The sequence below is a fragment of the Nonomuraea sp. NPDC049624 genome, from assembly GCF_040675255.1.
GTDB lineage: Bacteria > Actinomycetota > Actinomycetes > Streptosporangiales > Streptosporangiaceae > Nonomuraea.
Genome location: NZ_JBFAOR010000010.1, coordinates 227,841 through 251,041 on the forward strand (window position 1 = coordinate 227,841; position 23,201 = coordinate 251,041).

General features: G+C 73.5%; 21 protein-coding genes. 7 read left to right on the plus strand and 14 right to left on the minus strand.

Features of this window, described 5'->3' with window-relative positions; all coding sequences use genetic code 11:
* Nucleotides 1–4 precede the first annotated feature (4 nt).
* Nucleotides 5–991 (minus strand): virginiamycin B lyase, encoded by a 987-nt coding sequence (locus AB0J76_RS37570; RefSeq protein WP_352323504.1) that lies wholly within the window; start codon nt 989–991, stop codon nt 5–7.
* The gene (locus tag AB0J76_RS37575) at nt 985–2,628 is read right to left on the minus strand and encodes an ABC-F family ATP-binding cassette domain-containing protein (protein ID WP_352323503.1); all 1,644 of its coding nucleotides are present in this window, start codon (nt 2,626–2,628) and stop codon (nt 985–987) included. Before AB0J76_RS37575 ends, AB0J76_RS37570 begins: the two co-directional genes overlap by 7 nt.
* A 170-nt stretch (nt 2,629–2,798) precedes the next feature.
* On the opposite strand from AB0J76_RS37575, the gene AB0J76_RS37580 reads away from it, so the two are divergent.
* Nucleotides 2,799–3,335 (plus strand): TetR/AcrR family transcriptional regulator, encoded by a 537-nt coding sequence (locus tag AB0J76_RS37580; protein WP_352323502.1) that lies wholly within the window; start codon nt 2,799–2,801, stop codon nt 3,333–3,335.
* A gap of 75 nt (nt 3,336–3,410) precedes the next feature.
* Here AB0J76_RS37580 and AB0J76_RS37585 read toward each other — a convergent pair whose 3' ends face one another.
* The 8 genes from AB0J76_RS37585 to AB0J76_RS37620 are packed head-to-tail and all read right to left on the minus strand — an operon-like array spanning nt 3,411 to nt 10,874.
* Nucleotides 3,411–3,560, minus strand: a complete 150-nt coding sequence (locus tag AB0J76_RS37585) for a hypothetical protein (RefSeq protein WP_352323501.1) — start codon at nt 3,558–3,560, stop codon at nt 3,411–3,413.
* A gap of 46 nt (nt 3,561–3,606) precedes the next feature.
* Nucleotides 3,607–5,268, minus strand: a complete 1,662-nt coding sequence (locus tag AB0J76_RS37590) for a serine/threonine-protein kinase (protein WP_352323500.1) — start codon at nt 5,266–5,268, stop codon at nt 3,607–3,609.
* A 25-nt stretch (nt 5,269–5,293) separates the two neighbouring features.
* Nucleotides 5,294–6,244, minus strand: a complete 951-nt coding sequence (locus AB0J76_RS37595) for a hypothetical protein (protein ID WP_352323499.1) — start codon at nt 6,242–6,244, stop codon at nt 5,294–5,296.
* Nucleotides 6,245–6,298: 54 nt separating this feature from the next.
* A complete protein-coding gene (locus AB0J76_RS37600) occupies nt 6,299–6,997 on the minus strand; it encodes an HAD family phosphatase (RefSeq protein WP_352323498.1) in 699 nt (232 codons plus the stop codon).
* On the minus strand, nt 6,990–8,060 hold the full coding sequence (locus AB0J76_RS37605) for an ABC transporter ATP-binding protein (protein WP_352323497.1): 1,071 nt from the start codon (nt 8,058–8,060) through the stop codon (nt 6,990–6,992). The genes AB0J76_RS37600 and AB0J76_RS37605 overlap by 8 nt, the downstream gene beginning before the upstream one ends.
* Nucleotides 8,057–8,911: an ABC transporter permease subunit gene (locus AB0J76_RS37610; protein ID WP_352323496.1), complete on the minus strand. Its 855-nt coding sequence runs from the start codon at nt 8,909–8,911 to the stop codon at nt 8,057–8,059. The genes AB0J76_RS37605 and AB0J76_RS37610 overlap by 4 nt, the downstream gene beginning before the upstream one ends.
* Entirely contained in the window at nt 8,899–9,723 is an 825-nt protein-coding gene (locus AB0J76_RS37615) for an ABC transporter permease subunit (RefSeq protein WP_352323495.1), read from the minus strand. Before AB0J76_RS37615 ends, AB0J76_RS37610 begins: the two co-directional genes overlap by 13 nt.
* Nucleotides 9,720–10,874: an ABC transporter substrate-binding protein gene (locus tag AB0J76_RS37620; RefSeq protein ID WP_352323494.1), complete on the minus strand. Its 1,155-nt coding sequence runs from the start codon at nt 10,872–10,874 to the stop codon at nt 9,720–9,722. Before AB0J76_RS37620 ends, AB0J76_RS37615 begins: the two co-directional genes overlap by 4 nt.
* A gap of 112 nt (nt 10,875–10,986) precedes the next feature.
* On the opposite strand from AB0J76_RS37620, the gene AB0J76_RS37625 reads away from it, so the two are divergent.
* The 3 genes from AB0J76_RS37625 to dnaE all read left to right on the plus strand — a co-directional run bounded on the left by AB0J76_RS37625 (nt 10,987) and on the right by dnaE (nt 15,720).
* Complete coding sequence (locus tag AB0J76_RS37625) at nt 10,987–11,733, plus strand: GntR family transcriptional regulator (RefSeq protein WP_352323493.1); 747 nt, start codon at nt 10,987–10,989, stop codon at nt 11,731–11,733.
* 79 nt (nt 11,734–11,812) lie between these two features.
* Entirely contained in the window at nt 11,813–12,079 is a 267-nt protein-coding gene (locus AB0J76_RS37630; protein WP_352323492.1) for a DUF6504 family protein, read from the plus strand.
* Entirely contained in the window at nt 12,079–15,720 is a 3,642-nt protein-coding gene (gene dnaE, locus AB0J76_RS37635) for a DNA polymerase III subunit alpha (RefSeq protein ID WP_352323491.1), read from the plus strand. Before AB0J76_RS37630 ends, dnaE begins: the two co-directional genes overlap by 1 nt.
* Before the next feature lie 26 nt (nt 15,721–15,746).
* On the opposite strand, the gene AB0J76_RS37640 is transcribed toward dnaE, so the two are convergent.
* Both AB0J76_RS37640 and AB0J76_RS37645 read right to left on the minus strand, forming a co-directional pair.
* The gene (locus AB0J76_RS37640; protein WP_352323490.1) at nt 15,747–16,418 is read right to left on the minus strand and encodes a DUF4328 domain-containing protein; all 672 of its coding nucleotides are present in this window, start codon (nt 16,416–16,418) and stop codon (nt 15,747–15,749) included.
* Nucleotides 16,419–16,533: 115 nt separating this feature from the next.
* Entirely contained in the window at nt 16,534–17,181 is a 648-nt protein-coding gene (locus AB0J76_RS37645) for a response regulator transcription factor (protein WP_352323489.1), read from the minus strand.
* A 91-nt stretch (nt 17,182–17,272) separates the two neighbouring features.
* On the opposite strand from AB0J76_RS37645, the gene AB0J76_RS37650 reads away from it, so the two are divergent.
* Both AB0J76_RS37650 and AB0J76_RS37655 read left to right on the plus strand, forming a co-directional pair.
* Nucleotides 17,273–17,950 carry an ABC transporter ATP-binding protein gene (locus AB0J76_RS37650; RefSeq protein WP_352323488.1) on the plus strand — a complete coding sequence of 226 codons (678 nt, stop codon included), beginning with the start codon at nt 17,273–17,275 and terminating at the stop codon, nt 17,948–17,950.
* Nucleotides 17,947–19,884, plus strand: coding sequence for an FtsX-like permease family protein (locus tag AB0J76_RS37655; RefSeq protein ID WP_364392422.1), 1,938 nt, complete (start codon nt 17,947–17,949; stop codon nt 19,882–19,884). The genes AB0J76_RS37650 and AB0J76_RS37655 overlap by 4 nt, the downstream gene beginning before the upstream one ends.
* A gap of 98 nt (nt 19,885–19,982) precedes the next feature.
* Here AB0J76_RS37655 and AB0J76_RS37660 read toward each other — a convergent pair whose 3' ends face one another.
* Entirely contained in the window at nt 19,983–20,984 is a 1,002-nt protein-coding gene (locus AB0J76_RS37660; RefSeq protein ID WP_352322458.1) for an LLM class F420-dependent oxidoreductase, read from the minus strand.
* A gap of 74 nt (nt 20,985–21,058) precedes the next feature.
* Between AB0J76_RS37660 and AB0J76_RS37665 the strand changes: the two genes are divergently transcribed.
* The gene (locus AB0J76_RS37665; RefSeq protein WP_352322457.1) at nt 21,059–22,489 is read left to right on the plus strand and encodes a sulfatase; all 1,431 of its coding nucleotides are present in this window, start codon (nt 21,059–21,061) and stop codon (nt 22,487–22,489) included.
* Here the strand turns inward: AB0J76_RS37665 and AB0J76_RS37670 are convergent.
* Nucleotides 22,483–23,163: an FCD domain-containing protein gene (locus AB0J76_RS37670; RefSeq protein WP_352322456.1), complete on the minus strand. Its 681-nt coding sequence runs from the start codon at nt 23,161–23,163 to the stop codon at nt 22,483–22,485. The two genes, AB0J76_RS37665 and AB0J76_RS37670, sit on opposite strands and share 7 nt — an antisense overlap.
* Between the last annotated feature and the right edge of the window lie 38 nt (nt 23,164–23,201).

Sequence of the window (23,201 nt, forward strand, 5' to 3'; positions counted from 1 at the left end):
GCCGTCACTGGTTGGGTGTGGTTGAGGCGGGGATGATGCGGGCCAGGGCGCCGGCTTCGAGGGCCACCCAGATCGCGCCGTCGGGCCCGACCGTCAGCCCGTGCGGCTCGCTGCCTCCGGCGGCGCCCGGCTCGCCCTGCCCAGCGGCCTCCGGCTCGCCCTGCTCGGCGGCCTCCGGCTCGTCCTGCCCGGCGGTCGCGGACGGCGGCACCGAGGACGGCGGCAGCGGCACCGAGGGCAGCGGGTGCTCCTCGATCGCGCCGTCGACCGTGATGCGGCCGAGACGCCCGGCGGCCCACTCGGTGAACCAGAGCGCGCCGTCGGGACCGGCCACGATGGCGTGCGGACGGCAGGCCCGATCGGGCAGCGGGAACTCGGTGATCTTGCCGGCCGGATCGATCCGGCCCACCTGCCCCGCGCCGATCTCCACGAACCACACCGCCCCGTCGGGCCCGAGCGTGATGCCCACGGGGCCGGCCCCCTCGGTGGGCAGCGGATGCACGGTGACCTCCCCGGACATCGAGATCCGGCCGACGGCGTGACCCTGGTTGATCGAGAACCACAGCGCGTCGTCGCCGCCCACCGTGATGAAGGCGGGCATGCCGCCCTCCACCGGCACGTCGAAGTCGGACCGCTCGCCGTCGGCGCCGATGCGCCCGATGCGCCCGCTGCCCATCTGGGTGAACCACATCGCCCCGTCGGGCCCGGCGACGATCCCGTACGGCGAGTCGGCCGAGTACGCGGTGACCTGGCCGTCATCGGTGATGCGGCAGACCCGGCCGCCCTTGCCCTCGGTGAACCACATCGCGCCGTCGTGGCCGGGCACGATCACGCCGGGCTGCCCGTCGGCCGGGTCGAGCTGGTGGATCACCGGTTCTTGCCCCGGCACCAGCCTGCCGACACGGCCCTGATGGACGAGCGTGAACCACAGCGCGCCGTCGGTGGCGGTGGCCACGCCGTAGGGCGAGCCTGCGGAAATCATGGTCAACATAGGTGTCCCCCTGTCAGTCGGATCTCGGTGCCCGTGAAGCGGCGCCTCAGCGCCCGGTCGTGCGTGACCATGACCACCGCCCCCTGGTAGGCGGCGAGCGCGTGGTCGAGCTCGTCGGCCAGGACGGGCGACAGATGGTTGGTCGGCTCGTCGAGCAGCAGCAGGTCGTGCTCCCCGATGAGCAGCCTGGCCAGCGACAGCCGGCGCCGCTGGCCGACCGAGAGCTCGCCCACCCGCCGGTCGAGCGCGTGCGCGGGGAAGAGGCCGGTGTCCAGCAGGGCCGCGCGCCGCTCGTCGGCGTAGCCGTCGTGCCCGAACGCGGCAAGCACGGGCAGGCCGGGGTCGAGGTCGTCGTCCTGGGCGAGGTGGCCGGCCCGGCACTCGGCGCGCTCGGCCAGCACCCGCAGCAAGGTGGACTTGCCCGCCCCGTTGGGCCCGCTCACCAGCACCCGCTCGCCCGGCCGGACGGTCAGCGACTCGACGTGGAGCCGGTCGCCGACGTGCACGTCACGCAGCTCCACCAGAGGCGCGGGCGTGACCGGCCCGCCGCCCGCCGGATCGCCGCCCGCCGGATCGCCGCCCGTCGGATTGGCGCCCGCCGGGCCGTTGCCCGTCGGAGCGGGAGCGCGGAAGGCGGCCCGGAAGCGGAGCGGGGCCGGCGGGCGGGGGACCGGGTCCTCCTCCAGGCGGCGCAGCCGCTCGTGGGCGTTGCGCACGCGGGTGGCCACCGAGCTCTGGACGCGGCCCGCGTTGCGGTCGTAGGCCATCTTGTTGTTGTCCTTCATGGCCCGCCCGGCCGCCACGCGGTGGGCGGTGGTGGCGGCGTGCTCACGCACCTGCCGGACCTCCTCGCACCAGGCCGCGTACGCCTGCTCCCACCGAGCCCGCGCCGCCGCCTTGGCGGCCAGGTAGCCGCTGTACCCGCCGCCGAACCGGGTGACGGCCCCCTCCTCGACCTCCATGACGGCGGTGGCCACCCGGTCGAGGAAGACCCGGTCGTGGGAGACCACGACCACCGGCCCCCGGTGACCGCGCAGCCGCTCTTCGAGCCAGGTCAGCGCCGGCTCGTCGAGGTGGTTGGTCGGCTCGTCGAGCAGCAGCGTGGCGGGGTCGGCGGCCAGCACGCAGGCCAGACCCAGCCGGGCGCGCTCGCCGCCCGACAGGCTCGACAGCACCCGGTCGCGGGCGACGTGCGCCAGGCCGAGGCCGTGGAGGGCCTTGTCGACGCGCGCGTCGGCCGCGTAGCCGCCGCGGGCCTCGTAGGCGGTCAGCAGCTCGCCGTATTCGCCCATGACGTCGTCGGTGAGCGCCGACTCCAGCTCGCGCAGCCTTCGCTCCATGGCCCGCAGGCCGGCCAGCGCGTGGTCGACCGCCTGCTGGACGGTGTGACCGGGCGGCAGGCCGAGCGTCTGGCCGAGGTGACCGACATCGCAGACATCGCCGGTGACGCCGATGCCGCCGGCGGTCACGCCGCCGGTGGCATCGCCCGGGACGCCGCCGGTGATGGTGATCTCGCCGCCGTCGGGCTGTTCGACGCCCGCCAGCAGGCGGAGCAGGGTGGACTTGCCGGAGCCGTTCTCGCCGACGACGGCCAAGCGCTCGCCGGGACCCACGGACAGGGACACATCGGTGAGCACGACGCGGTCGCCGTACGACTTGCCGAGCCTTCGAACGTTGATCAGGATGGAACTCCAATCGCAACTGTTGTAGCGTTAGTCTGACACAAGTGAAGCCGCAAACGCAACTGGAGTAGTTTTTGGAAACTGGCAGACGTCCGGGAGGGCGCAGCGCGCGAGTTCGCGACGCCGTGCGCCAGGCGACCCTGGCCGAGCTGGCGGCCCATGGATTCCGCGGCCTGACGGTCGAGAACGTGGCCGAGCGGTCAGGCGTGCACAAGACCACCGTCTACCGGCGGTGGGGCAACGTGGAGGGCCTCATCTCCGACGCCCTGGAGCTGGCCAGGGACGAGCCGTGGCCGATCCCCGACACCGGCAGCGTCGAGGGCGACCTGCGGGCGGTCGTCCAGCTCGTGCGCGGCGGGTTCGCCGACCCGGAGCTGGGGCCGGTGTCGTCGGCGTTCGTGGCGGCGGCCGTCCAGAGCCCGGAGGCGGCGCGGGCCCTGCACGAGTTCTTCGCCGCCCGGCACGACCAGTCGGCCGAGGTGGTGCGGCGCGCGATCGCCCGCGGCGAGCTGCCCGACGTCGTCGACGTCCGGGAGGTGATCAGGGTGGCCGTCGCCCCGGTCTACTACCGGCTGTTCGTCGCGCACGAGCCGGTGAGCGAGCGGGACGCCGACCGCGCCGCCGACGCCGCCCTGGCCGCCGCCCGCGCCGGAATCCTCTGAGCCCCCGATCAGAGCAGCACCTGGAAAAGGGGCCCGACGGGAGCGGCCGCCTGGAAGGGGCGGCCGCAGGGCTGGTCAGGGGCGCCGGGTGCGGAACCGGTCGAGGAAACGCCGGGCCTTCTCCTGGTTCTGCGGGTCTCTGGCCATGCGCTTGGCCTTCTCGACGGTCTGCCTGCCTTCAGGGCTGCGCAGGTACGCGCGCACCCGGTCCATGAGCTTCGCCATGCACATCCCCTACCCCGATGACCGCCGGGAACGCGGGCCCGCCGGTCTAGGGCTCCTTCTGCCCCCGCAGCTCGAAGTCGTCGAACGTCATCTTCAGCAGCGACTGGGTGTCCTTGGGCGTACGCGCGAACAGCCCGACGTACCCGTTGCCGAGCCCGTTGGGGTCGTCGGCCTGCTGCACCCGCTTGTCGTTCACCCACATCGTCAGCCGCACCCCGGCGCCGCGCTGCTCGCACGAGGCCACGATGCGCATCCGGCCCTCCGGCTTGGCCACCTTGGCGGGCTGGGTCAGCGTGCCGCCCGCGCCGTCGTACACGCGGCGGATCCGGGCGTTCCCCTCGGTGTCGAGGCCGAACTCGTAGTAGGTGTCGTCGTCGTCGGAGTTGTGGCAGTACAGGCCGTACTCGCCGTTGCCCGCGTACTCCCCGACCTCGGCGGTGACGCCGACGACCACTGACGACGGCAACATCGGCGTGGGCGTGGCCGAGGGGTCGGGGGTGGTCGTGGGCGTGGCGACGAGGAAGGGGATGGGGGCCTTGGCCCGCTGTTCCTCGCGGCCGTCCTCCACGTCGAGCCCGTACGTGCCGTCCGCGCGGTAGCCCTTGCTGCCCGTGGCGTCGGGGTCGTACGTGCCCGGCCAGCCGCCGGAGGTCTGCGTGAAGTCCTCCCGGTACAGGACGCCCAGGTCGTCGGGCGGCCCGCCCGGGGTGAGCACCGCCCAGGCCGTCGCCGCGCCGGCCACCAGCACCGCCGCGGCGGCCGCGCCGATCCCGATCAGCCTGCCGCGCCGCTTCGCCGCCGTGCCGGCCGCCGTGTGGGCCGCTGTGCCGGCTGCCGTGGGCGCGACGTCGGTGAACGGCGTGGTGGCGTGCTGCCAGGCCACCTGCACGGTGTGCGCCGCCTGCTCCGGCGCCGCCGAGCGGCCCACGAGGTGGTCGAGGAGCTGCTGAGCGGTGGGCCGCGCGGCCGGGTCCTTGCGCAGCGCGGCCCCGACCAGCTCGCGCAGGCCGGGATCGACGTCGTCGAGGCGGGGCTCGGCGTTGAGCACCTGGTAGACGATGGAGGGCAGCGTGTCGCCGCCGAACGGCGCCCGCCCGCTCGCCGCGAACGCGATCAGGCAGCCCCACGAGAACACGTCGCAGGCGGGCGAGACCGGCTCGCCACGCAGCACCTCGGGGGCCATGTACCGGGGTGTGCCGACCAGCTCGCCGGTGCCGGTGACGCCGCCCAGCGTGTCGAGCGCCCGCGCGATGCCGAAGTCGATCACGCGCGGCCCGACGGGGGACAGCAGCACGTTCGACGGCTTGAGGTCGCGGTGGACCACCGCGGCGCCGTGGATGGCGGTGAGCGCGGTGGCCACGCTGACCGCCAGCGCGTCGAGGCTGGACCCGCGCAGCGGTCCCGACCGGCGGACGGCCTCCTCCAGGTTGGGGCCGGGCACGTACTCGGTGACCACGTAGAGCAGGTCGCCGTCGAGCGCGGCCTCGAGCACCGCGGCGGTGCAGAACCTGCGGACGCGGCGAGCGGCGTCGGCCTCCCGGCGGAAGCGCATCCGGAACTGCTCGTGCTGACTGAGCTCCGGATTGATCACCTTGATGGCGACCTGCTGCCCGGCGGGATCCTCGGCGAGGTGGACCGTGCCCATGCCACCCCGCCCGAGCACGCTCAGCAGCCGGTAGCGCCCGATCTGGGATATTTCACCGCTCACGGCGGCCCAGCTTACCGATTGGCGGCTATCGCCCGCAGGACGCGCACGCGACGCGCGTACGCCGCGCGTACGACCAGGCCGCCCCGGCCATCCCGGCGCCCCACACCACGTACCCGGGCACGGCCACCCAGAAGAACGCCTCGGGCAGATCGCCGCCGGAGAACGGCACGCCCCCGCTGAGCCGTTCGGCGGCCATCTGCCCGAGCGCCACCCCGAAGTAGGCCAGCAGCCCGCCGGACACCCCCACCCCGGGCCACAACACCAGCCGGCGCGGCACCGGACGCCCGGCCAGCCACGGCACCCATCCCGGCCACACCCGCCCGAACCGGTGGACGAGCGCCAGCGGCAGCAACGTCCCGGCGAGCAGGAACTCGATCTCGAACGCCACCGCCCCGGCCCGGTACGGCACGACGTCGAACCCGACGGCCGCCTGCGCCGCGATCCGCGCCAGGCAGCCGGCCACGGAGACGTAGGCCGCGGCGAAGGCCCACCCCGGCGTACGCGCGAGCACCCGGGACGAACGCCGCCCGCACGCCGCGCAGGCCCCCGCGGCCCGCCGCCGGTAGGCCGCGGCGGACCGCCAGAGCAGCACCCCCGAGCCCACGCAGGCCGCCTTGCTGAGCGCCCCCGCCCACGAGAACGGCATGCCGAGCCCCGGGACGACCGCGGACACCACGTCGAGCAGCAGCAGCGCCCCCGACACGTTGAGCGCGCCGCCCACCGCCCACGCCAGCGCCGGTGGCGCCCATCCCAGCGGGCCGTCCGGGCGCGCGGCCATCAGGCCGACCAGCGCCGCCGCGGCCGCCGCGCACAGGCCCACCGCGGCCCAGCCGGTGAACACGATCAGGTCCGACCCGATCGGCGACATCCGCTCGGGCATGTGGCCGAGCTCCCAGTAGACGCGCAGGCCGCCGTAGAGGACGACCAGCGCGAGCGCGACGGCGGGCGTCCTGACAATCTTCACGTGCGGGGTCATGCACGACATCCTGCCGACGCCCGCGGGCCCGTCCCTCCCCTGCGGGAGGCGGGCTCATCCCCCGTGCGGGGGAGCGCCGCGCAGCCCGGCCCGCACCCGGGCCAGCCCGTGTGCGGGGTCCACCACCAGCACGCGGCAGCCCGCGGCGGTGGCCGCGGCCACGCCCGCCGGGCTGTCCTCGACGGCCACGCACCGCGCCGGGGCCACCCGCAGCCTGCGGGCCGCCTCCAGGTACGGGTCCGGGTGCGGCTTGCCCCGGACGGTGTCCTCGTCGGCGATCACCAGGTCGAACGCGTGCCCGAGCCGGGGCAGCACGAGCTCCGCGATGCTGCGGGGGGAGGCGGTCACCAGAGCGGTCGGGACGCCCGCCGCGGCCAGCTCGGCCAGCAGCTCCGGCGCCCCCGGCACGACCGTCAGCCCGGTCCTGACCCGCTCGGCGAACGCCTCGGTGAGCGCGCCCGCCACCCCTTCCGCGCTCGTCCCGCCGCTCGCTCCACTGACCCCGTCCACCAGGTACGCGGCCGTGTCGCCCACCGTGCGGCCCGTCACGTGCGGCGCGTCGGCGGCCGTCAGCGCCCGGCCCAGCGACCGGGCCACCGACGCCGCGGCCTGCCACCAGAGCCCTTCGGTGTCCACCAGCGTGCCGTCCATGTCGAACAGAACCGCGTCCGGCGTGCCGTCCACACAGGACAGGGTCGCGTCCGGCGTGCCGTCCGCAGAGGACAGGGCCGCGTCGGCGGGCCTGTCAGGCATCGGCCGACAACACCGGCGCGGGCGCCGTCACCGTACGGGCGGCCACCAGCACCGGACGCTCCACCAGCCGGACCGTGACGCGGGCCCCCGCCCCCAGCCGGGCCGCCTCGTGCCCCGGCACGTCGGCCAGCACCTCGCCGCCCTCCAGCGACAGCCGCAGCCGCACCGAGGCGCCCCGGAAGGACGCGGCCAGCACCTCGGCGCCGCCCTCCGGGTCGGGCGTGACCCGGACGGCCTCGGGCCGGATCAGCACGTCCACGTCGGGCTCGGCGGGCGCCGGGCCGTCCACGGGGAGGAGCTGGCCGAGCACGGTGACGCCGTCCCCGGACAGCCGCCCGGCCAGGTGGTTCATGGCCCCGACGAACTCGGCGACGAACGGCGTGGCCGGCCGGTCGTAGACCTCGGCGGGCGGCCCGCACTGCTCCAGCCGTCCCTCGCGCAGCACCGCGACCCGGTCGGCGATCGACAGGGCCTCCTCCTGGTCGTGGGTGACGAAGACGGTGGTGATGCCGAGGTCGAGCTGCAACCGGCGGATCTCCTCGCGCAACGTCACCCGCACCTTGGCGTCGAGCGCCGACAGCGGCTCGTCCAGCAGCAGCACGCGCGGTTCCAGCGCGAGCGCGCGGGCCAGGGCGACGCGCTGCTGCTGGCCGCCGGAGAGCTGGTGCGGGAAACGGTCGGCGTGGGTGGGGAGGCCGACGAGTTCGAGCAGCTCGGCGGCCCTGGCGTGCCGGACGGCCGCGGGCGCCTTGCGGACGCGCAGGCCGAAGGCCACGTTGTCGCGGGCGTTGAGGTTGGGGAAGAGCGAGTAGGACTGGAAGACCATCCCGGCGTCGCGCTTGTTGGCGGGCACGTTCGTGATGTCCTTGCCGTCCAGCAGCACCGCGCCGGAGTCGGGCCGCTCGAACCCGGCCACGCAGCGCAGCGCCGTCGTCTTGCCGCAGCCCGACGGCCCCAGCAGGGCGACGAACTCGCCGGGGGCGATGGTCAGGTCGAACCCGTCGAGCGCGACCGTCCTGCCGAACACCCGGCGCAGCCCGCGGAACTCCACCGCAGCGGTCATGATTTCTTCCTTCCACTGAAGACGGTGGAGACGGCGAGCAGCAACGCCCAGATGAGCAGCAGGCTGAGGATGGAGACCGCGACGGACAACTGCCCCTTGGAGCCGGAGACGGTCACGATCCAGACCGCGAACGGCTCGTAGCCGAGCAGGCTGGCCACCGTGTACTCGCCCAGCACCAGCGCGAGCGTCAGGAACGACGCGCTGGCCAGGGCCGAGCGCAGGTTCGGCACCACGACCCGCAGCAGCACGTGCGGCCAGGACGCGCCCAGGTTCCGGGCGGCCTCGACCAGCGTGCGCACGTCCATGGTGCGCAGCCCGGCGTCCAGCGAGCGGTAGACGAACGGCAGCACCAGCACGACGTACGCGAGCACGAGCACGACGGGGAACCCCGGGTCCTGGATCGCGATCAGCGTGCCCCAGAACGGCGTCGGCGCCAGGATGTCGGCCCCGTCACGCAACGAGGTCGTCAGCCCGGCCACGAACGTGATCGGCGGCACCACCAGCGGCAGCGTGCACAGCACCTCCATCACCGGCCGCAGCCGCGGCGCGAACAGCCGTACGGCCAGCATGGCCGGCAGCGCCAGCAGCAGGACCAGCACGATCGTCGCGGCGGCCAGCGACAGCGACAGCAGCAGCGAGCGCGCGAAGCCCTCGGCCGTCAGCAGCTCGCCGTAGGCGGAGAACGAGACCCCGGTGGCCGGGTTGTGCACCGTGTACCAGAGCGAGGCGCCGAGCGGGATCAGGAAGTAGGCCGCGGCCAGGGCGAACACCAGGCCGCGCCACCAGCGGGGCCGGGCGGGCGCCTTCGCCGCCGCCGCGGCGACGGGCTCCAGCCCGGTCAGCGCAGCCATCGGGAGCTCCTCCTCTGCAGCGGCAGGTAGATCGCCATCACCAGCCCGGCCACCACGATCATGTCCAGGCTGAGCGCCAGCGCGATGTTCTCGTAGCCGACCAGCACGTCACCGGTCAGCGCGCTGGCGATCTTCAGGGTGACCAGCGGCACGACGGTGCCCACCATGGCGTTGGCGGTCGCGTACGCCGAGAACGCCGACCCGAACAGCAGCACCACCCCGCCCAGCATCGCGGGCGCGAGCACCGGCAGCGCGACGAGACGCCAGTAGTGCCAGGCGGTCGCGCCGCTGTTGGCGGCGGCCTCGCGCCACTGGGGCCTCAGCCCGTCCAGCGCGGGCGCCATGACCAGCACCATCAGCGGGATCGCGAAGTACAGGTAGACGATCACCAGCCCCCAGAACGTGTACAACGACCCCGAGGGCAGCCCCACCAGGCCGCTGATCACGCCCGAGTTGCCCAGCGTGGCGATCCAGAAGAACGCCAGGGGCACCCCGCCGAAGTTGGCCAGCACGCCCGAGGCGGTCAGCACGGCCTCGCGCAGCAGCGTGAAGCGCGAGGTCACCACGGCGTAGGCGAGGAACGTGCCGAGGACGGCCCCGGCCAGCGCCACCACGGCCGACAGCTTGACGCTCCCGGCCATGGCGACCAGGTAGCCGCCCTGGAGGCTCTGCGCGAGGTTGGCCAGGCTCGGCCGTCCCTGGACGGTGAAGGCCCCCGCGACCAGCGCGACCGCCGGGACCCCGAAGACGAGGGCGAAGAAGGCCAGCAGGGGCAGGGCGCCGGCCCAGCCCCTGGAACGCGGGCGGGTCATCCCGAGATCGCGGCGTCCCAGCCGCTGGCCAGCTTGGCCTTGGCCGCGTCGACCTGCTCGGGCGTGGGGAACTCGGGCGTGCCCTCGACCTGGGGCAGCTTCGCGGCCAGCGCCTTGTCCACCGTGCCGTCGGAGGTCATGGACGGCAGCAGCACCGGACGGGCGAAGCCCTTGAGGTAGAGGTTCTGGCCCTCGGCGCTGTAGAGGTACTCCTGCCACAGCCTGGCCGCCGCCGGGTGCGGGGCGTCCTTGTTGATCGCCTGGGCGTACATCTGGAAGTACTTGCCGTCGGTCGGCACGTTCACCTTCCAGTCGAGGCCCTTGGCGGCCATCTGGGGGGCGTAGGCGGCGTTGTTGTAGTCCCAGTCGATGCTGATCTGGGTCTCGCCCTTCTCGATGGTCGCCGGGGTCGTCTCGACCGGGTTGTAGTTGCCGGCGTCCTTGAGCTTCTTGAAGAAGTCGATGCCGGGCTGGATGTCGTCGAAGGAGCCGCCGCTGGCGATCGCGGCGGCGTACACGCCGGCGAAGGCCGAGCCGGACTTGGTGGGGTTGCCGTTCATCGCGACCTTGCCCTTGTACTCGGGCTTGAGCAGGTCGGCGTAGCTGGTCGGGCAGTTGGCGATCTTCTTGGCGTCGCAGCCGATCGAGACGTAGCCGCCGTAGTCGTTGGTCCAGAGCCCGGTCGGCTCCTTCTGCCCCTCGGGGATCTTGTCGAACGACTGCACCTTGTACGGCGCGAACAGCCCTTCCTTGGCGCCGCTGATCGCGAACGACTGGCCGAGGTCGAGCACGTCGGGCGCGCGGTCCTGGCCCTTGCGGGTCTTGACGGCGTTGATCTCGTCCGCGCTGGCCGCGTCGGGCGTCTCGCTCTCGATCTTGATGCCGTACTTGGCCTCGAACGACTTGATGATCTCGCCGTAGTTGGCCCAGTCGGGCGGCAGCGCGATGACGTGGAGGTTGCCCTCCTTCTTGGCGGCCTCGACGAGCTTGTCGAAGCCGCCGAAGTCGGCGGCGGAGGCGGCGGTCGCCGCGTTCGCCCCGCCTTCGGCCGTCTTGGTGGTCTGCTGGCTGCTCGGGGCGGCGCCACACGCCGCGGTGACAACGGTAAGGGCCGCGATGACGCCGGCCGCACGGGCGCGAGGTGTGAACACGTCGCCTCCACTCTCCGGGGGGTGTGGAAAGAACTTAGGGGAACTTGTACAAACAAGCGAGCACCAGTAAGTCGCATAAACATTGCTCTTTCGTGAATGGAGAAGGTCGCGAATGGTTGCGCGCTATGAACGGATAGCCGCTGAGCTGCGTGATGACATCCTGGCGGGCGCGTACCCGGTCGGCTCCCAGCTTCCGAGCGAGGCCGAGCTGGCCACCCGGCACCGGGCGGCGCGCGGGACCGTGCGGCAGGCGGTGGCCGTGCTGGTCGCCGAGGGGCTGGTGGGATCGAGGCAGGGCGCCAGGCGCATCGTGCTCGGCAACGCGCGCAGCCAGAGCTTCGCCGAGCTGCACAGCTTCGCCCAGTGGGCCAGGGCCAACGGCTACCGCATCGGCGGCCAGGTGATCTCCCAGCGCCGCCGGGCCGCCACCGCGCCCGAGTCGGCCAGGTTCGGCGGGGACGAGGTGCTGGAGGTGCTGCGCCTGCGCTCGCTGGAGGGCGAGCCGGTCCTGGTCGAGCGGACCGTCTACGCCGAGTGGGTGGCTCCCGCCGTCGAGGCGCTGGCCGCCGACTGCGCGTCCGTCACCGAGGCCCTGTACGAGTCCGTCGGCCTGATCTTCGCCTACGGCGAGCACCTCATCGACGCCGTGCCCGCCGGCGCCGGGGACGCCCGGCTGCTGGGCGTGCGGCGCGGCAGCCCGCTCCTGCGCCAGCGCCGCGTCACCACCACGCACGAGGGCCGCCCGGTGGAGTCCTCCGACGACCGCTACCGGGCGGGCAGCGTCACCTTCAGCATCCGCAACTCGATCGGCGCCAACCCCCTGACGCGGCGGGCGGGCGACTTGCGCTTCGGGCCGTAAGAACATATGTTCGATACATAAGCGCCCGTCTTCCCCCGGGTGGCTCAGCAAAGGAACCAGAGCCGCGGGGAGAAGCGTCTTGAGCAGACTCTATGGCGATCCGATAGAGGTGTGGACCAGAGACGGCGAGCCGACCCAGTTCGTCTGGCGCGACCGGCTCTACCTCGTCCGCAACGTGCTCGACCACTGGGTCGTGGCGCGCGAGTGGTGGAAGACCGGCGAGGGCGACCCCGGCGAGCGCCGCTTCTGGCGGGTGGAGGCGAGCCCGGGACGCGAGGTCGGCTCGTACGAGCTGCGCTACGACACCGCCGGCGACGGCTGGCTGCTGCTGCGGGCGTGGGACTGATGGCGCCCCCGTTCCCGCACCTCGACGTGGCCTCGGCCTACTCCATGAGGTACGGCACCGCCTTCCCGCACGCCCTGGTGGAACGGGCCGCAGAACACGGCATGGACATCCTCGCGCTGACCGACCGCGACGGGCTCTACGGCGCGGTCAAGCACGTCCAGGCGTGCGCCGACGCCGGGATCGCCCCCGTGGTCGGCGTGAACCTGGCGCTCGACGTCCCGGCCGTCCCGGCGGCGCCCGGCATGCGCGCGCCGCGGCCCAGGACCGGGCCGGCCGCCGAGGACCGGATCACCGTGCTCGCGCGCTCCGGCGGCTGGTCGCGGCTGTGCCGCCTGGTCACCGCCGCGCACGCCGCCGGTGAGCGCGGCGCGCCCAAGGCGACCCGCGAGCTGGTCGGCGCCTGGGCCGGCCCGGCGGGCGGCGACCACGGGTTCGGCGCCGAGGACGGGCTCGTGGTGCTGCTCGGGCCGCGCTCCGACGTCGGCCGCGCGATCGCCGAACGCCGCGACGAGCAGGCCAGGACGCTGCTCGGCCGGTGGCGCGCCGCCGTCCCCGGCGTGGTGATCGAACTGGTCGACCAGTACGGCTTCCGCGACGCCACCACGGCCGTCCGCATGCTCGGCCTGGCCGAGTCCGCCGGCGTGCCGGCCGTGCTGACCAACGCCGTCCGCTACCTCGACCCGGCCGACCACCAGGTCGGCGACGTGCTCGACGCGGCCCGCCGGCTCGTCCCGCTGCACCCGCGGCACCTGGAGAGCACCACCTCGCACGCCTACCTCAAGAGCACCAAGGAGATGTGGCAGGTGGCGGCCAAGGTCTGCGGCGCCGACCGGGAGCGGGTGGCCCGGCTGCTGTTCACCACCAGGCGCCTGGCCGAGGCGTGCTCGATGGACCCGCTGCGGCTGCTCGCGCTCAGGAACGACCCGCCCGACCTCAATCTGCCCGAGGTCGGCCGCGACCCGGTGCCGCTGCTGCGCAACCGCGTCGAGGACGGCCTGGTCAGGCGCGGCCTCGACCGTTCGGGGGAGGCCAGGGAACGCCTGCGGGCCGAGCTGGACGTCATCGAGCGCAAGCGTCTGTCGGGGTACTTCATCGCCGTGGCCGGCATCACCGACATGATCCGCGGCATGGACATCCGCTGCGCCATCCGCGGCTCGGGCGCCGGCAGCCTGGTCAACTACCTCATCGGCATCGGCGAGGTGAACCCGCTCGAACACGGCCTGCTCATGGAGCGTTTCCTGTCGGAGGGCCGCGTCGGCCTGCCCGACATCGACGTGGACGTGGAGTCGGCCCGCCGGCTCGACTGCTACAAGGCCATCTTCGAACGCTACGGCGAGGCCCGCGTGGCCTGCGTGTCCATGATGGAGACCTACCGCGCGCGCAGCGCCATCAGGGACGTCGCCGGCGCGATGGGCCTGCCGCCGCACGAGATCGACGCCATCGCCAAGGCGTTCCCGCACATCAGGGCCAGGCAGATCACCGCGTCCCTGGCCGACCTGCCCGAGCTGCGCGAGAGCCGGCTCGGCGAGGCCGGGCTCGACCGGGTGTTCCGGCTGGCCGAGAAGCTCGACGGCCTGCCCAGGCACATCGCGCTGCACCCGTGCGGCGTGCTGGTCGGCAACTCGGGCCTGCGCGACAGGACGCCGGTGGAACGCAGCCTGCTGGAGTTCCCGATGTCCCAGTTCGACAAGGACGACGTGGAGGAGGCCGGCCTGCTCAAGCTGGACGTGCTGGGCGTGCGGATGCAGTCGGCCATGGCGTACACGCTGAGCGAGATCAAACGCGTGGACGACATCGAGGTCAGGCTGGACGAGCAGGCCGGCGACGACCCCGGCGTCGAGTACGTCCCGCACGACGACCAGGAGACCTACGACATGATCTGCGCCAGCCGCACGCTCGGCTGCTTCCAGATCGAGTCGCCGGGCCAGCGGGAGCTGGTGGCCAAGCTGGAGCCGCGCCGGATGCACGACCTGATCGTGGACATCTCCCTGTTCCGGCCGGGGCCGGTCAACTCCGACATGGTCACCCCCTACCTGGAGGCCAGGCACGGGTGGCGGCAGCCGTACTACCCGCACGCCCGGCTGCGCGAGGCGCTGAAGGAGACGCACGGCGTGGTCGTCTTCCACGAGCAGGTGCTGAAGATCATTTCGGTGATGACGGGACGCGACCTGTCCTTCGCCGAGACCCTGCGGCGCACCCTCGGCACGCCGGAGGGCCGGGAGCGGGTGCGCAAGGCGTTCGTGCCGCTGGCCAGGGCCAACGGGTTCGGCGACGCGGCGGTGGAGCGGGCCTGGAAGGTGCTCGACGCGTTCGGCGCCTTCGGGTTCTGCAAGGCGCACGCGGCGGCGTTCGCGCTGCCCACCTACCAGTCGGCCTGGCTCAAGCGGCACCACGCGGCGGCGTTCTTCGCCGGGGTGCTCACCCACGAGCCCGGCATGTACCCGCCGCGCGTCATCATCGACGAGGCCCGGCAGTGCGGGGTCGAGATCCTGCCGCTCGACGTCAACGGGTCCGGCAAGGACTGGCGGGTGGAACGGCTCGGCCCGCGCCCGCCGCTGCGGCTCCGGGTGAGCCCGTCGGAGCTGGGGGAGGAGCGGCGTCCGGTGCGGCAGGAGTTCAGGATCGGGGAGATCGGCCGCGGTTACGCGCTGCGGGTGCCGTTCTCGGCGATCAAGGGGGTGAGCGAGGCCGAGGTCGAACGCATGGTGGCCGGGCAGCCGTACACGTCGCTGGCCGACTTCTGGGACCGGGCCAGGCCCTCGCGGCCGACCATCGAGCGCATCGTCCAGGTCGGCGGCCTCGACGCGCTGCACGGCCTGCGTCCCGGCGGCCCCCGCTGGCGTCCGGGCGAGCTGACCAGGCGCGACCTGATCGCCCAGGTGGGGGCGCTGGAACGGGCGTCGTCGATCGGCGTGCGCTCGGCCGCGCCCCGGTCCAGGCGCTACACCGCGGCGCCGCCGCGCCCCCGGGCCGAGCCGCCGTCCACGCAGCTGCCGCTCGGCTTCGGCGAGCACCTGCCGCCGGGCGAGCTGCCCGAGATGACGGAGACGGAGATGGTCGAGGCCGAGCTGGAGATCCTCGGCATCGACGTCAGCCGGCACGTCATCAGCTTCCACGACGAGCTGCTCGACGCGCTCGGGGTGGTGCGCTCCAAGGACCTGCTCGCCCAGCGCAACGGCGCGGAGGTGCTGGTCGCGGGGGTGAAGGTGGCCACCCAGACGCCCGCCGTGCGCTCGGGGCAGCGGGTCATCTTCACCACCCTCGACGACTCGACGGGGCCGGTCGACCTGACCTTCTTCGAGTCGGTGCAGGGCAGGTGCGCGGCAACGGTGTTCGGCTCGTGGCTCATGCTGGCCAGGGGAGTGGTCCGCCGTACGGGGGCCCGCGCGGTCTCCATGCGCGCCGTCGACTGCTGGAACCTGACCGACCTGGACGCGCTGTGGCGGGCGGAGGGTGTGGAGGCCGTCCGCGCCCTGCTCGACCGGGCCCCGGAAGAGCGGCCCGGCGTCGGCGGACGCAGGATCGAGTACGCCAACGGCTTCCGGCTCTCGCCCTACTCCGACCTCGGCCCCGCCATCGCCGCCCCGCCCCGGCAGCTCTGGCACGCCAGCCCCGGCAGCTCCGGCCCGACGGCGGCCTGACCCCGTACCCGGGCGCGCGGCGGCCGTCAGCCGGTGTGGCCGAACGGGGCCGAGCCCTGGGCGGGCCGGCTGGTCAGCCGGGTCACGATCTCGGGGCCGGGCGCGGACTCGGCGACCGACGCGCGCAGCCGTCCGGCCACGTCGAGCCGCTGGACGCGGGTGACCTCGCGGACGGTGGCGGCGCACAGCAGGGCCGCCACCACCGCGCCGCCCAGCTCCAGCAACCCCACCCCGGTCAGCCCGTCGGAGGCGGACTCCAGCGGGAGGCGGACCGTGACCAGCGTCAGCATGCCCAGCCAGCTCAGCCACCACGCCGTCAGCAGCACCAGCCACCGCCCGCGCCGCCCGGACGGCGGCTTGGCCCGCCGCCAGATGTCGTCGACCAGCAGCGCGGGCGCGACCAGGTTGACGACGGGGATCAGCCAGGCGGCCGCGACCGGCCCGGTGGGGCTGGAACGGTCCTTCACCTGACGGGCGCGCACCAGCCAGGTCACGTAGGCGGCCCCGGCGGCGACGGAGGTGCCCGCGACCAGCATCATCAGCACCGCGAACGTCGTCACCGCCCCCACGACCGCCTCCGCCTGCGCCCCGTGGGGACGGCCGCCGAACGCGGCGAGCTGGACGGCGAGATGACGGCCGCGGGACCGCTCGAAGACCACGAGGGCGCCCAGGGAGAGGACCTGCGCGGCAAGCGTCACATATACGGCGGAAGCAGCTTTGGTTGGCGGTGCCTGGGCGTAGCGCACGATGTTCTCCCCCCGGGCCATGCGCTGAGGTTCTGACTCACTTGTATCCCGTCAGCACCGCTGTTAATCAGCTCACCACGCCGGATTCCCACGCCCAAGCCGCGATTCCCACCCGATTGCGGACACCGAGTTTCGCCTGGATGCTGCCCAGGTGCGTCTTCACCGTCGACAGCGACACGAACAGCTCGGCGGCCACCTCCTGGTTGGTGCGCCCCCTGGCCACCAGGCGCACGACGTCGAGCTCGCGGTCGGTCAGCGGGCCGTTCGGCGGCTCGGCCGCCCGCCTGGGCTGGGTCAGGTGCTGCAGCAGCCGTACGGTGACCGACGGCGACACCAGCGCGTCGCCCCCGGCGGCGGCCCTGACCGCCTCGATGAGCAGCGTGGGGCCGCTGTCCTTGAGCAGGAAGCCGGTGGCCCCGGCGCGCAGCGCGCCGTAGACGTACTCGTCGAGGTCGAAGGTGGTGACGATGACCACCCGCATCGGGTTCTCCACGCCCGGCCCGGCCAGCACGCGGGTCACCTCCAGTCCGTCGAGCTTGGGCATCCTGATGTCGAGCAGGCACACGTCCGGCCGCAGCCGCCTGGCCTCGGCCACGGCCTCGGCGCCGTCGGCCACGGCGGCCACGACCTCCATGTCCGGTTGAGCGTCCAAGATCATTTGAAAGCCGGTGCGCACCAGCTGCTGGTCGTCGGCGATGAGAACCCGAATAGTCACGGCTCAACTCTAAGGATCAGCCGTTCGGCCGAGGCCGAAATGGACGCACGGCCGATCCGCCGCCACCCCCCGCCGCGGAAGGGTGGAGCCCATGAACGACGTGCTTGTTGGACGAGCCCTGGCCAAGCGGTTCGGGCAGACGGTCGCCCTGGGCGGCGTGGACATCACGGTACGGGCGGGAGAGGCCGTGGCCATCATGGGCCCGAGCGGTTCCGGCAAGTCGACCCTCCTCCACTGCCTGGCCGGGATCATGAAGCCGGACGACGGCGAGGTCCACCTGCTGGGCCAGCGCATCGACGCCATGGGCGAGCGGCAGCGCAGCGCCCTGCGCCGCACCCGCTTCGGCTTCGTCTTCCAGTTCGGCCAGCTCCTGCCCGAGCTGCCCGCCGAGGAGAACGTGGCGCTGCCGCTCATGCTGGGCGGCGTGCCGCGCGCCCAGGCCGTACGGCAGGCCCGCGAGTGGTTCCCGCTGCTCGGCCTGCACCAGATGGAGACCCGGCGGCCCGGCGAGCTGTCCGGCGGCCAGGCCCAGCGCGTGGCCATCGCCAGGGCGCTGGTGAGCAAGCCCGCCGTGGTCTTCGCCGACGAGCCGACCGGCGCGCTCGACCAGCAGACCGGCCAGGACACCATGCGCCTGCTCACCGAGGCGACCAGGCACAACGGGGCCTGCCTGATCGTCGTCACGCACGACCCCAACGTGGCCGCCTGGTGCGACCGCACGGTCGAGGTCCGCGACGGCCGCCTGCTCGCCCACGGGGTGACCGCGTGAACCTCGACCTGACCTGGCGGCTGCTCAAGGGCGGCGGCCGCAGGGGCATGCTGGGCACCTGGCTCACCTTCGGCGCGGTCGCGGTGGCCACGGCGCTGCTGCTGTTCGCCGTCGCCGCGAACGTCGCCTTCGGCGCCAGGGCCGACCGCAGCGCCTGGCGCAACCCCGTGGCGGCGGCCCAGAAGGACGCGGTGGCCGTCGAGGCGAGCCGCTTCGACTACGTGGACGGCAAGACGATCACCGTCGTCGACCTGGCCGCGCTCAAGCCGGGGGCGCCCGCCCCGCCCGGTATGCCGCGCTTCCCGGCCCCCGGCGAGGTGTGGCTGTCGCCCGCCCTGTCCGAGCTGGCCGCCGACCTGCCCGCCGACCGGCTGGCCAAGCGTTACCCGGCGCCGAAGGGCGTGCTCGGCGAGGAGGCGCTGGTCCAGCCCGAGGAGCTGGTCGCGGTGGTCGGCCACGCGCCGGACGCGCCCGCGATGACCGCCGAGCGCAGCGACGACTGGATCCTCGGCAAGCCGCCGGTGAAGGTCGCGACCCTGGCCGGCACGCCCAGCGAGGACGCCGAGGCGTACCAGGTGCTGGCGCTGATCGCCAGCGTGCTCATGGTGGTGCCGCTGCTGGTGTTCGGCGGCGCGGCGGCCAGGCTCACGGTCGCCCGGCGCGACCAGCGGCTGGCCGCGCTCAGGCTGGTCGGCGCGACGCCGGGCCAGGTGGTCGGCATGACGGTGGCCGAGGCCGTGCTGGTGGCCTTCGCCGGCGCCCTGGCCGGGGCCGTCGCGTTCGGGGCGGCCGTGCCGCTGCTGGCGCGCATCCCGATCCAGGGCGGCACCTGGTTCGTCGCCGACCTGTTCCCGAACCTGCTGATCCTGGCCGGCGTGCTGGTCGCGGTGCCGCTGCTGGTGGGGCTGTCGGCGGTGGTCGGGCTGCGCCGGGTCGTGGTCAGCCCGCTCGGCGTGGCCAAGCGGGAGACGCCGCCCGGCATGCGGTTCGTCCGCGTGCTCGCGCTGCTCGCGGTGCTGGCCGTGTTCCCGCTGCTCACCAGGGGGACCAGCGTGGCGATCGTGGCCGTGGCGCTCGGGCTGGCGTTCCTGTGCCTGAACCTGGCCGGACCGTGGGTGGTCGGCCTCATCGGCAAGGTCGCGGCCGGGACCGCGCGCCGGCCCGCGCGGCTGCTGGCGGCCCGCAGGCTGGTGGATGACCCGCGCTCGGCCTGGCGGACCGTCAGCGGCGTGGCCCTGACCGGCTTCGTGGCCGGGTTCCTCGGCCTGCTCAGCCCCGGCGCGTTCGGCGGGGACGCCGGGCCCGCCCAGCTCAGCGTCGTGGCACCGGCGGGCGAGGCCTCGAAGGTGGCCGACCAGGCCCGCGACCGGCTCGCGGGAGCGGGCATCACGGCCACGGTGAAGACCGTCAAGCACACCGTGGTCGCGGCGCTCGGCAGCGGCGCCGACGACGTCGTGGTCGACCGGGCGCGCACCGCGCTGAGCGACCTCGTGCCGGGTCGCACCCCGACGACGAAGGCCGACGACCAGCGCTTCGGCCTGCAGATCCTGGCCGACGTGCGGGTGGGCACGATCGTGGTGCTGTCGGTGTCGTTCCTGGTGGCGATCGCCAGCGCGGGCATCACCGCGGCCTCGTCGGTGCTGGACCGGCGGCAGACGTACGCGCTGCTGCGGCTGGCGGGCACGCCCCTGGAGGTCCTGGACCGGGCCAGGCGGGCCGAGACGCTGATCCCGATGGCCGTGATGGGCGGCGGCGCGATCCTGGTGGGCGCGTTCTGCGCGATGCCGTTCATGATCGGTGGGGTGAGCACGAGCGGCGTGGTCACGCTGCTGGTCTGCGTGGGCGCCGGCTTCGCGGGCGTGATCGGCGCGGGCGCGCTGAGCAGGCCGCTGCTGCGCTCGGTGACCGACGACCCGGCGCCCCGGCCGGACTGACCGCCCGGCCGGACTGACCGCCCGGCCGGACTGACCGCCCGGCCGGACCCGGCCCGGTCCGGCACGGGTCAGCTCGGCACGGGTCAGCTCGGCACGGATCAGCCGAGCACGAGGTCGCGGACCGTGCGCAGCGACTGCTCGTCGCGCGGTCCCATCACCAGCAGGCTGGTGACCGGGCTCTTGTGCCACAGGTCGAGCCGTTCCCTGATCCGGCCGGGCGGGCCGACGAGCGAGATGCCGTCGGCCAGCTCGTCGGGGATCGCCCGGAACGCCTCGTCCTTGCGGCCGGCCAGGTAGAGCGCCTGGATGTGCTCGGCCGCCGCGGCGAAGCCCATGCGGCCGATGATGTCGGCGTGGAAGTTGCGCTGCTTGGCGCCCATGCCGCCGATGTAGAGCGTGAGCATCATCTTGACGCCGTCGAGGGCGGCCCTGACGTCGTCGGAGATGACGACCATCACCATGGCGGCGATCTCGAAGCCGGGGTCGCGGCCGGCCAGCGCGTCGCCGTACATCTCCTCGATCTTGCCGGGGAAGGCGAACAGCGGCAGCCAGCCCTGCGCGACCTCGGCGGCCAGGGCGACGTTCTTGGGGCCCTCCGCGCCGAGGTAAACGGGGATGTCGCGGCGCAGCGGGTGGGTGATGAGCTTGAGCGGCTTGCCCAGGCCGCCCGGCAGGGGCAGCGGGTAGTGGTCGCCGTCGCTGGTCACGGGCTCCTCGCGGCGCCACACGCGGCGCATGATCTCGACGTACTCGCGGGTCCTGGCCAGGGGCCTGGCGAACGGCTGCCCGTACCAGCCCTCCACGACCTGCGGGCCGGAGGCGCCGATGCCGAGCAGCAGCCGGCCGCCGGTCAGGTGGTCGAGCGTCATCGCGGTCATCGCGGTCGTGACCGGCGGGCGGGCCGAGATCTGCGCCACCGACGTGCCCAGCTTGATCCGGCTCGTACGCGCCCCGTACCAGGCCAGCGGGGTGAACACGTCGCTGCCGTACGCCTCGGCGGTCCACACCGAGTCGTAGCCGAGGCGTTCGGCGGCGAGGACGGTCTCCGTGGCGTCGTCGGCGTCGCGCTGCCAGTAGCCGAGGTTCAGGCCGAGCTTCATACGCACCTCCGGAATAAAGTTCCATTACCGAGGCCGCAGTGTCAATGCGTGATCTCCCGGGGAGATCAGACATTGTGCTCAAGAGTCTCTGCCGTCTCTTCTGCCTGCTGCTCCTGCTGTCGCCGGCGACCGAGCCGACGATGGCCGTGAGCGCCTCGCGGCCGAACATCGTGTTCGTGATGGCCGACGACCTGGAGAGCGGCACGCTGCCCCACTTCCCGGCCATCAGTTCGGAGCTGGTGGCGAAGGGCACCTCCTTCAGCCGCTTCTTCGTGACGAACTCCTGGTGCTGCCCGTCGCGCACGTCGATCCTGCGTTCCCAGTACGTCCACAGCCACGGCGTACTGACCAACACCGCCCCCGAAGGGGGGTTCGACCGCTTCCACTCCCTCGATCTGGAACGTTCCACGATCGGCACCTGGATGCAGCAGGCCGGCTACCGCACCGCGCTGATGGGCAAGTTCCTCAACCACTATCCCGGCGCCACCGCCGACGCCTCCTACGTGCCGCCCGGCTGGGACGAATGGGACGTCCCGGTCCGCAAGCTCTACGAGGAGTACGGCTACCGCCTCAACGAGAACGGCGACCTGTACGACTACGGCTGGTCGGAGGAGGACTACCTGTCCGACGTGCTGGCCGACAAGGCCCGCGACTTCATCACCGGCGCCGACGAGCCGTTCTTCCTCTACCTGACGCCCATCGGCCCGCACAACCCGGCCAACCCGGCGGTCCGGCACGTCGCCGACCTGCCCGAGGTCACCGCGCCGCGCACGCCTTCGTTCAACCAGGCCGACGTGAGCAAGGAGCCGCTGTGGCTGAGCTCCCTGCCCTCGCTGACGCAGGAGGACATCGACCGGGTCGACGAGCGCCACCGCAGGCGGCTGCGGTCGATGCTGGGCGTCGACGACCTGGTCCGCTCGGTGATCGAGGCGCTGCAGGCGTCCGGCAAGCTCGACAACACCTACATCATCTTCACCTCCGACAACGGCTTCCATCTCGGCACCCACCGGCTGGCGCAGGGCAAGACGACGCCGTTCGAGGAGGCGATCAAGGTTCCGTTCGTGGTGCGCGGGCCGGGGATCCGGGCGGGGGCCACGATCGGGCAGCTCGGCGCGACCGTGGACATCGCGCCGACGATCGCCGAGCTGGGCGGGGCCGCCGTGCCGGCGTTCAGCGAGGGGCGCTCGCTGGTGCCGCTGCTGCGCGGCAGCCCGCCCGCCCAGTGGCGCAAGAACGTGCTGGTCGAGTTCAACAGGCCGGTCAACCGGTCGTCGGCGGCCCAGACCCCGGTGCCCTCCTACCAGGCGCTGCGCACCGAGCGCTACACCTACGTCAGGTACGACACGGGGGAGCGGCAGCTCTACGACCTGGCCGCCGACCCGTACCAGCTCGACAACCTCGCGGCCACCGCCGACCCGGCGCTGCTGGCCGGCCTCGACGCCCGGCTCCAGGCGATGCGGGCCTGCTCGGGGGCGGGCTGCCGGGAGGCCGACGCGCGTCAGTGACCGGGGAACAGGGCGGGGTAGGCGTGCGCCAGGTGGTCGGTCACCGCCTGCTGGGCCTCCTCCGGGTCGCCCGCCGCGACGGCCGCGCGGATGCGCTCGTGGTCGGCGCGCAGCACGGAAAGGTCGCCGAGGCGTTCGACCGCTTCGATGGCGTTCCTGCGCATCGCGTCCCGGAGTGAGCGCATGATGGCGGCGATGAGCCGGTTGCCCGAGGCGTCCGCGATCGCGCAGTGGAAGGCGGTGTCGTGCTCCACGAACTCCTCCGCCGTGGCCGCCCGGTCCATGCCCTCGATCGCGGCGGCCAGCTCCGCCGTGCCGGCCCGGGTCGCCGCCGCGTGCGCGGCCGACCAGCGTTCGATCATCAGCCGGGCGTCGACGACCTCGCGCTGCTCCAGGGTGGCCAGGCCCAGGTTGAGCCGGAGCAGGTCGGTGAGCGCCGTGTCGGGCCGCGAGGTCAGTACGGCTCCCGCGTCCGGACCCCGTCCCACCTGCGAGGACACCACGCCCAGGGTCTCCAGGACGCGCAGCGCCTCCCGTACGGACGAGCGGCCGACGCCCAGTTGCTCGGCGAGCTGACGTTCGCCGGGCAGCCGGTCGCCCACGGTCAGGCCGTCCTCGGCGATGCGCCGTTCGATCTGGGCGAGCACGTCCTCGAACGCCCGTGTGCGTTTCACCGATGCCTCCCCGGTGCTGGCCCGGAACTGTGGGGTTA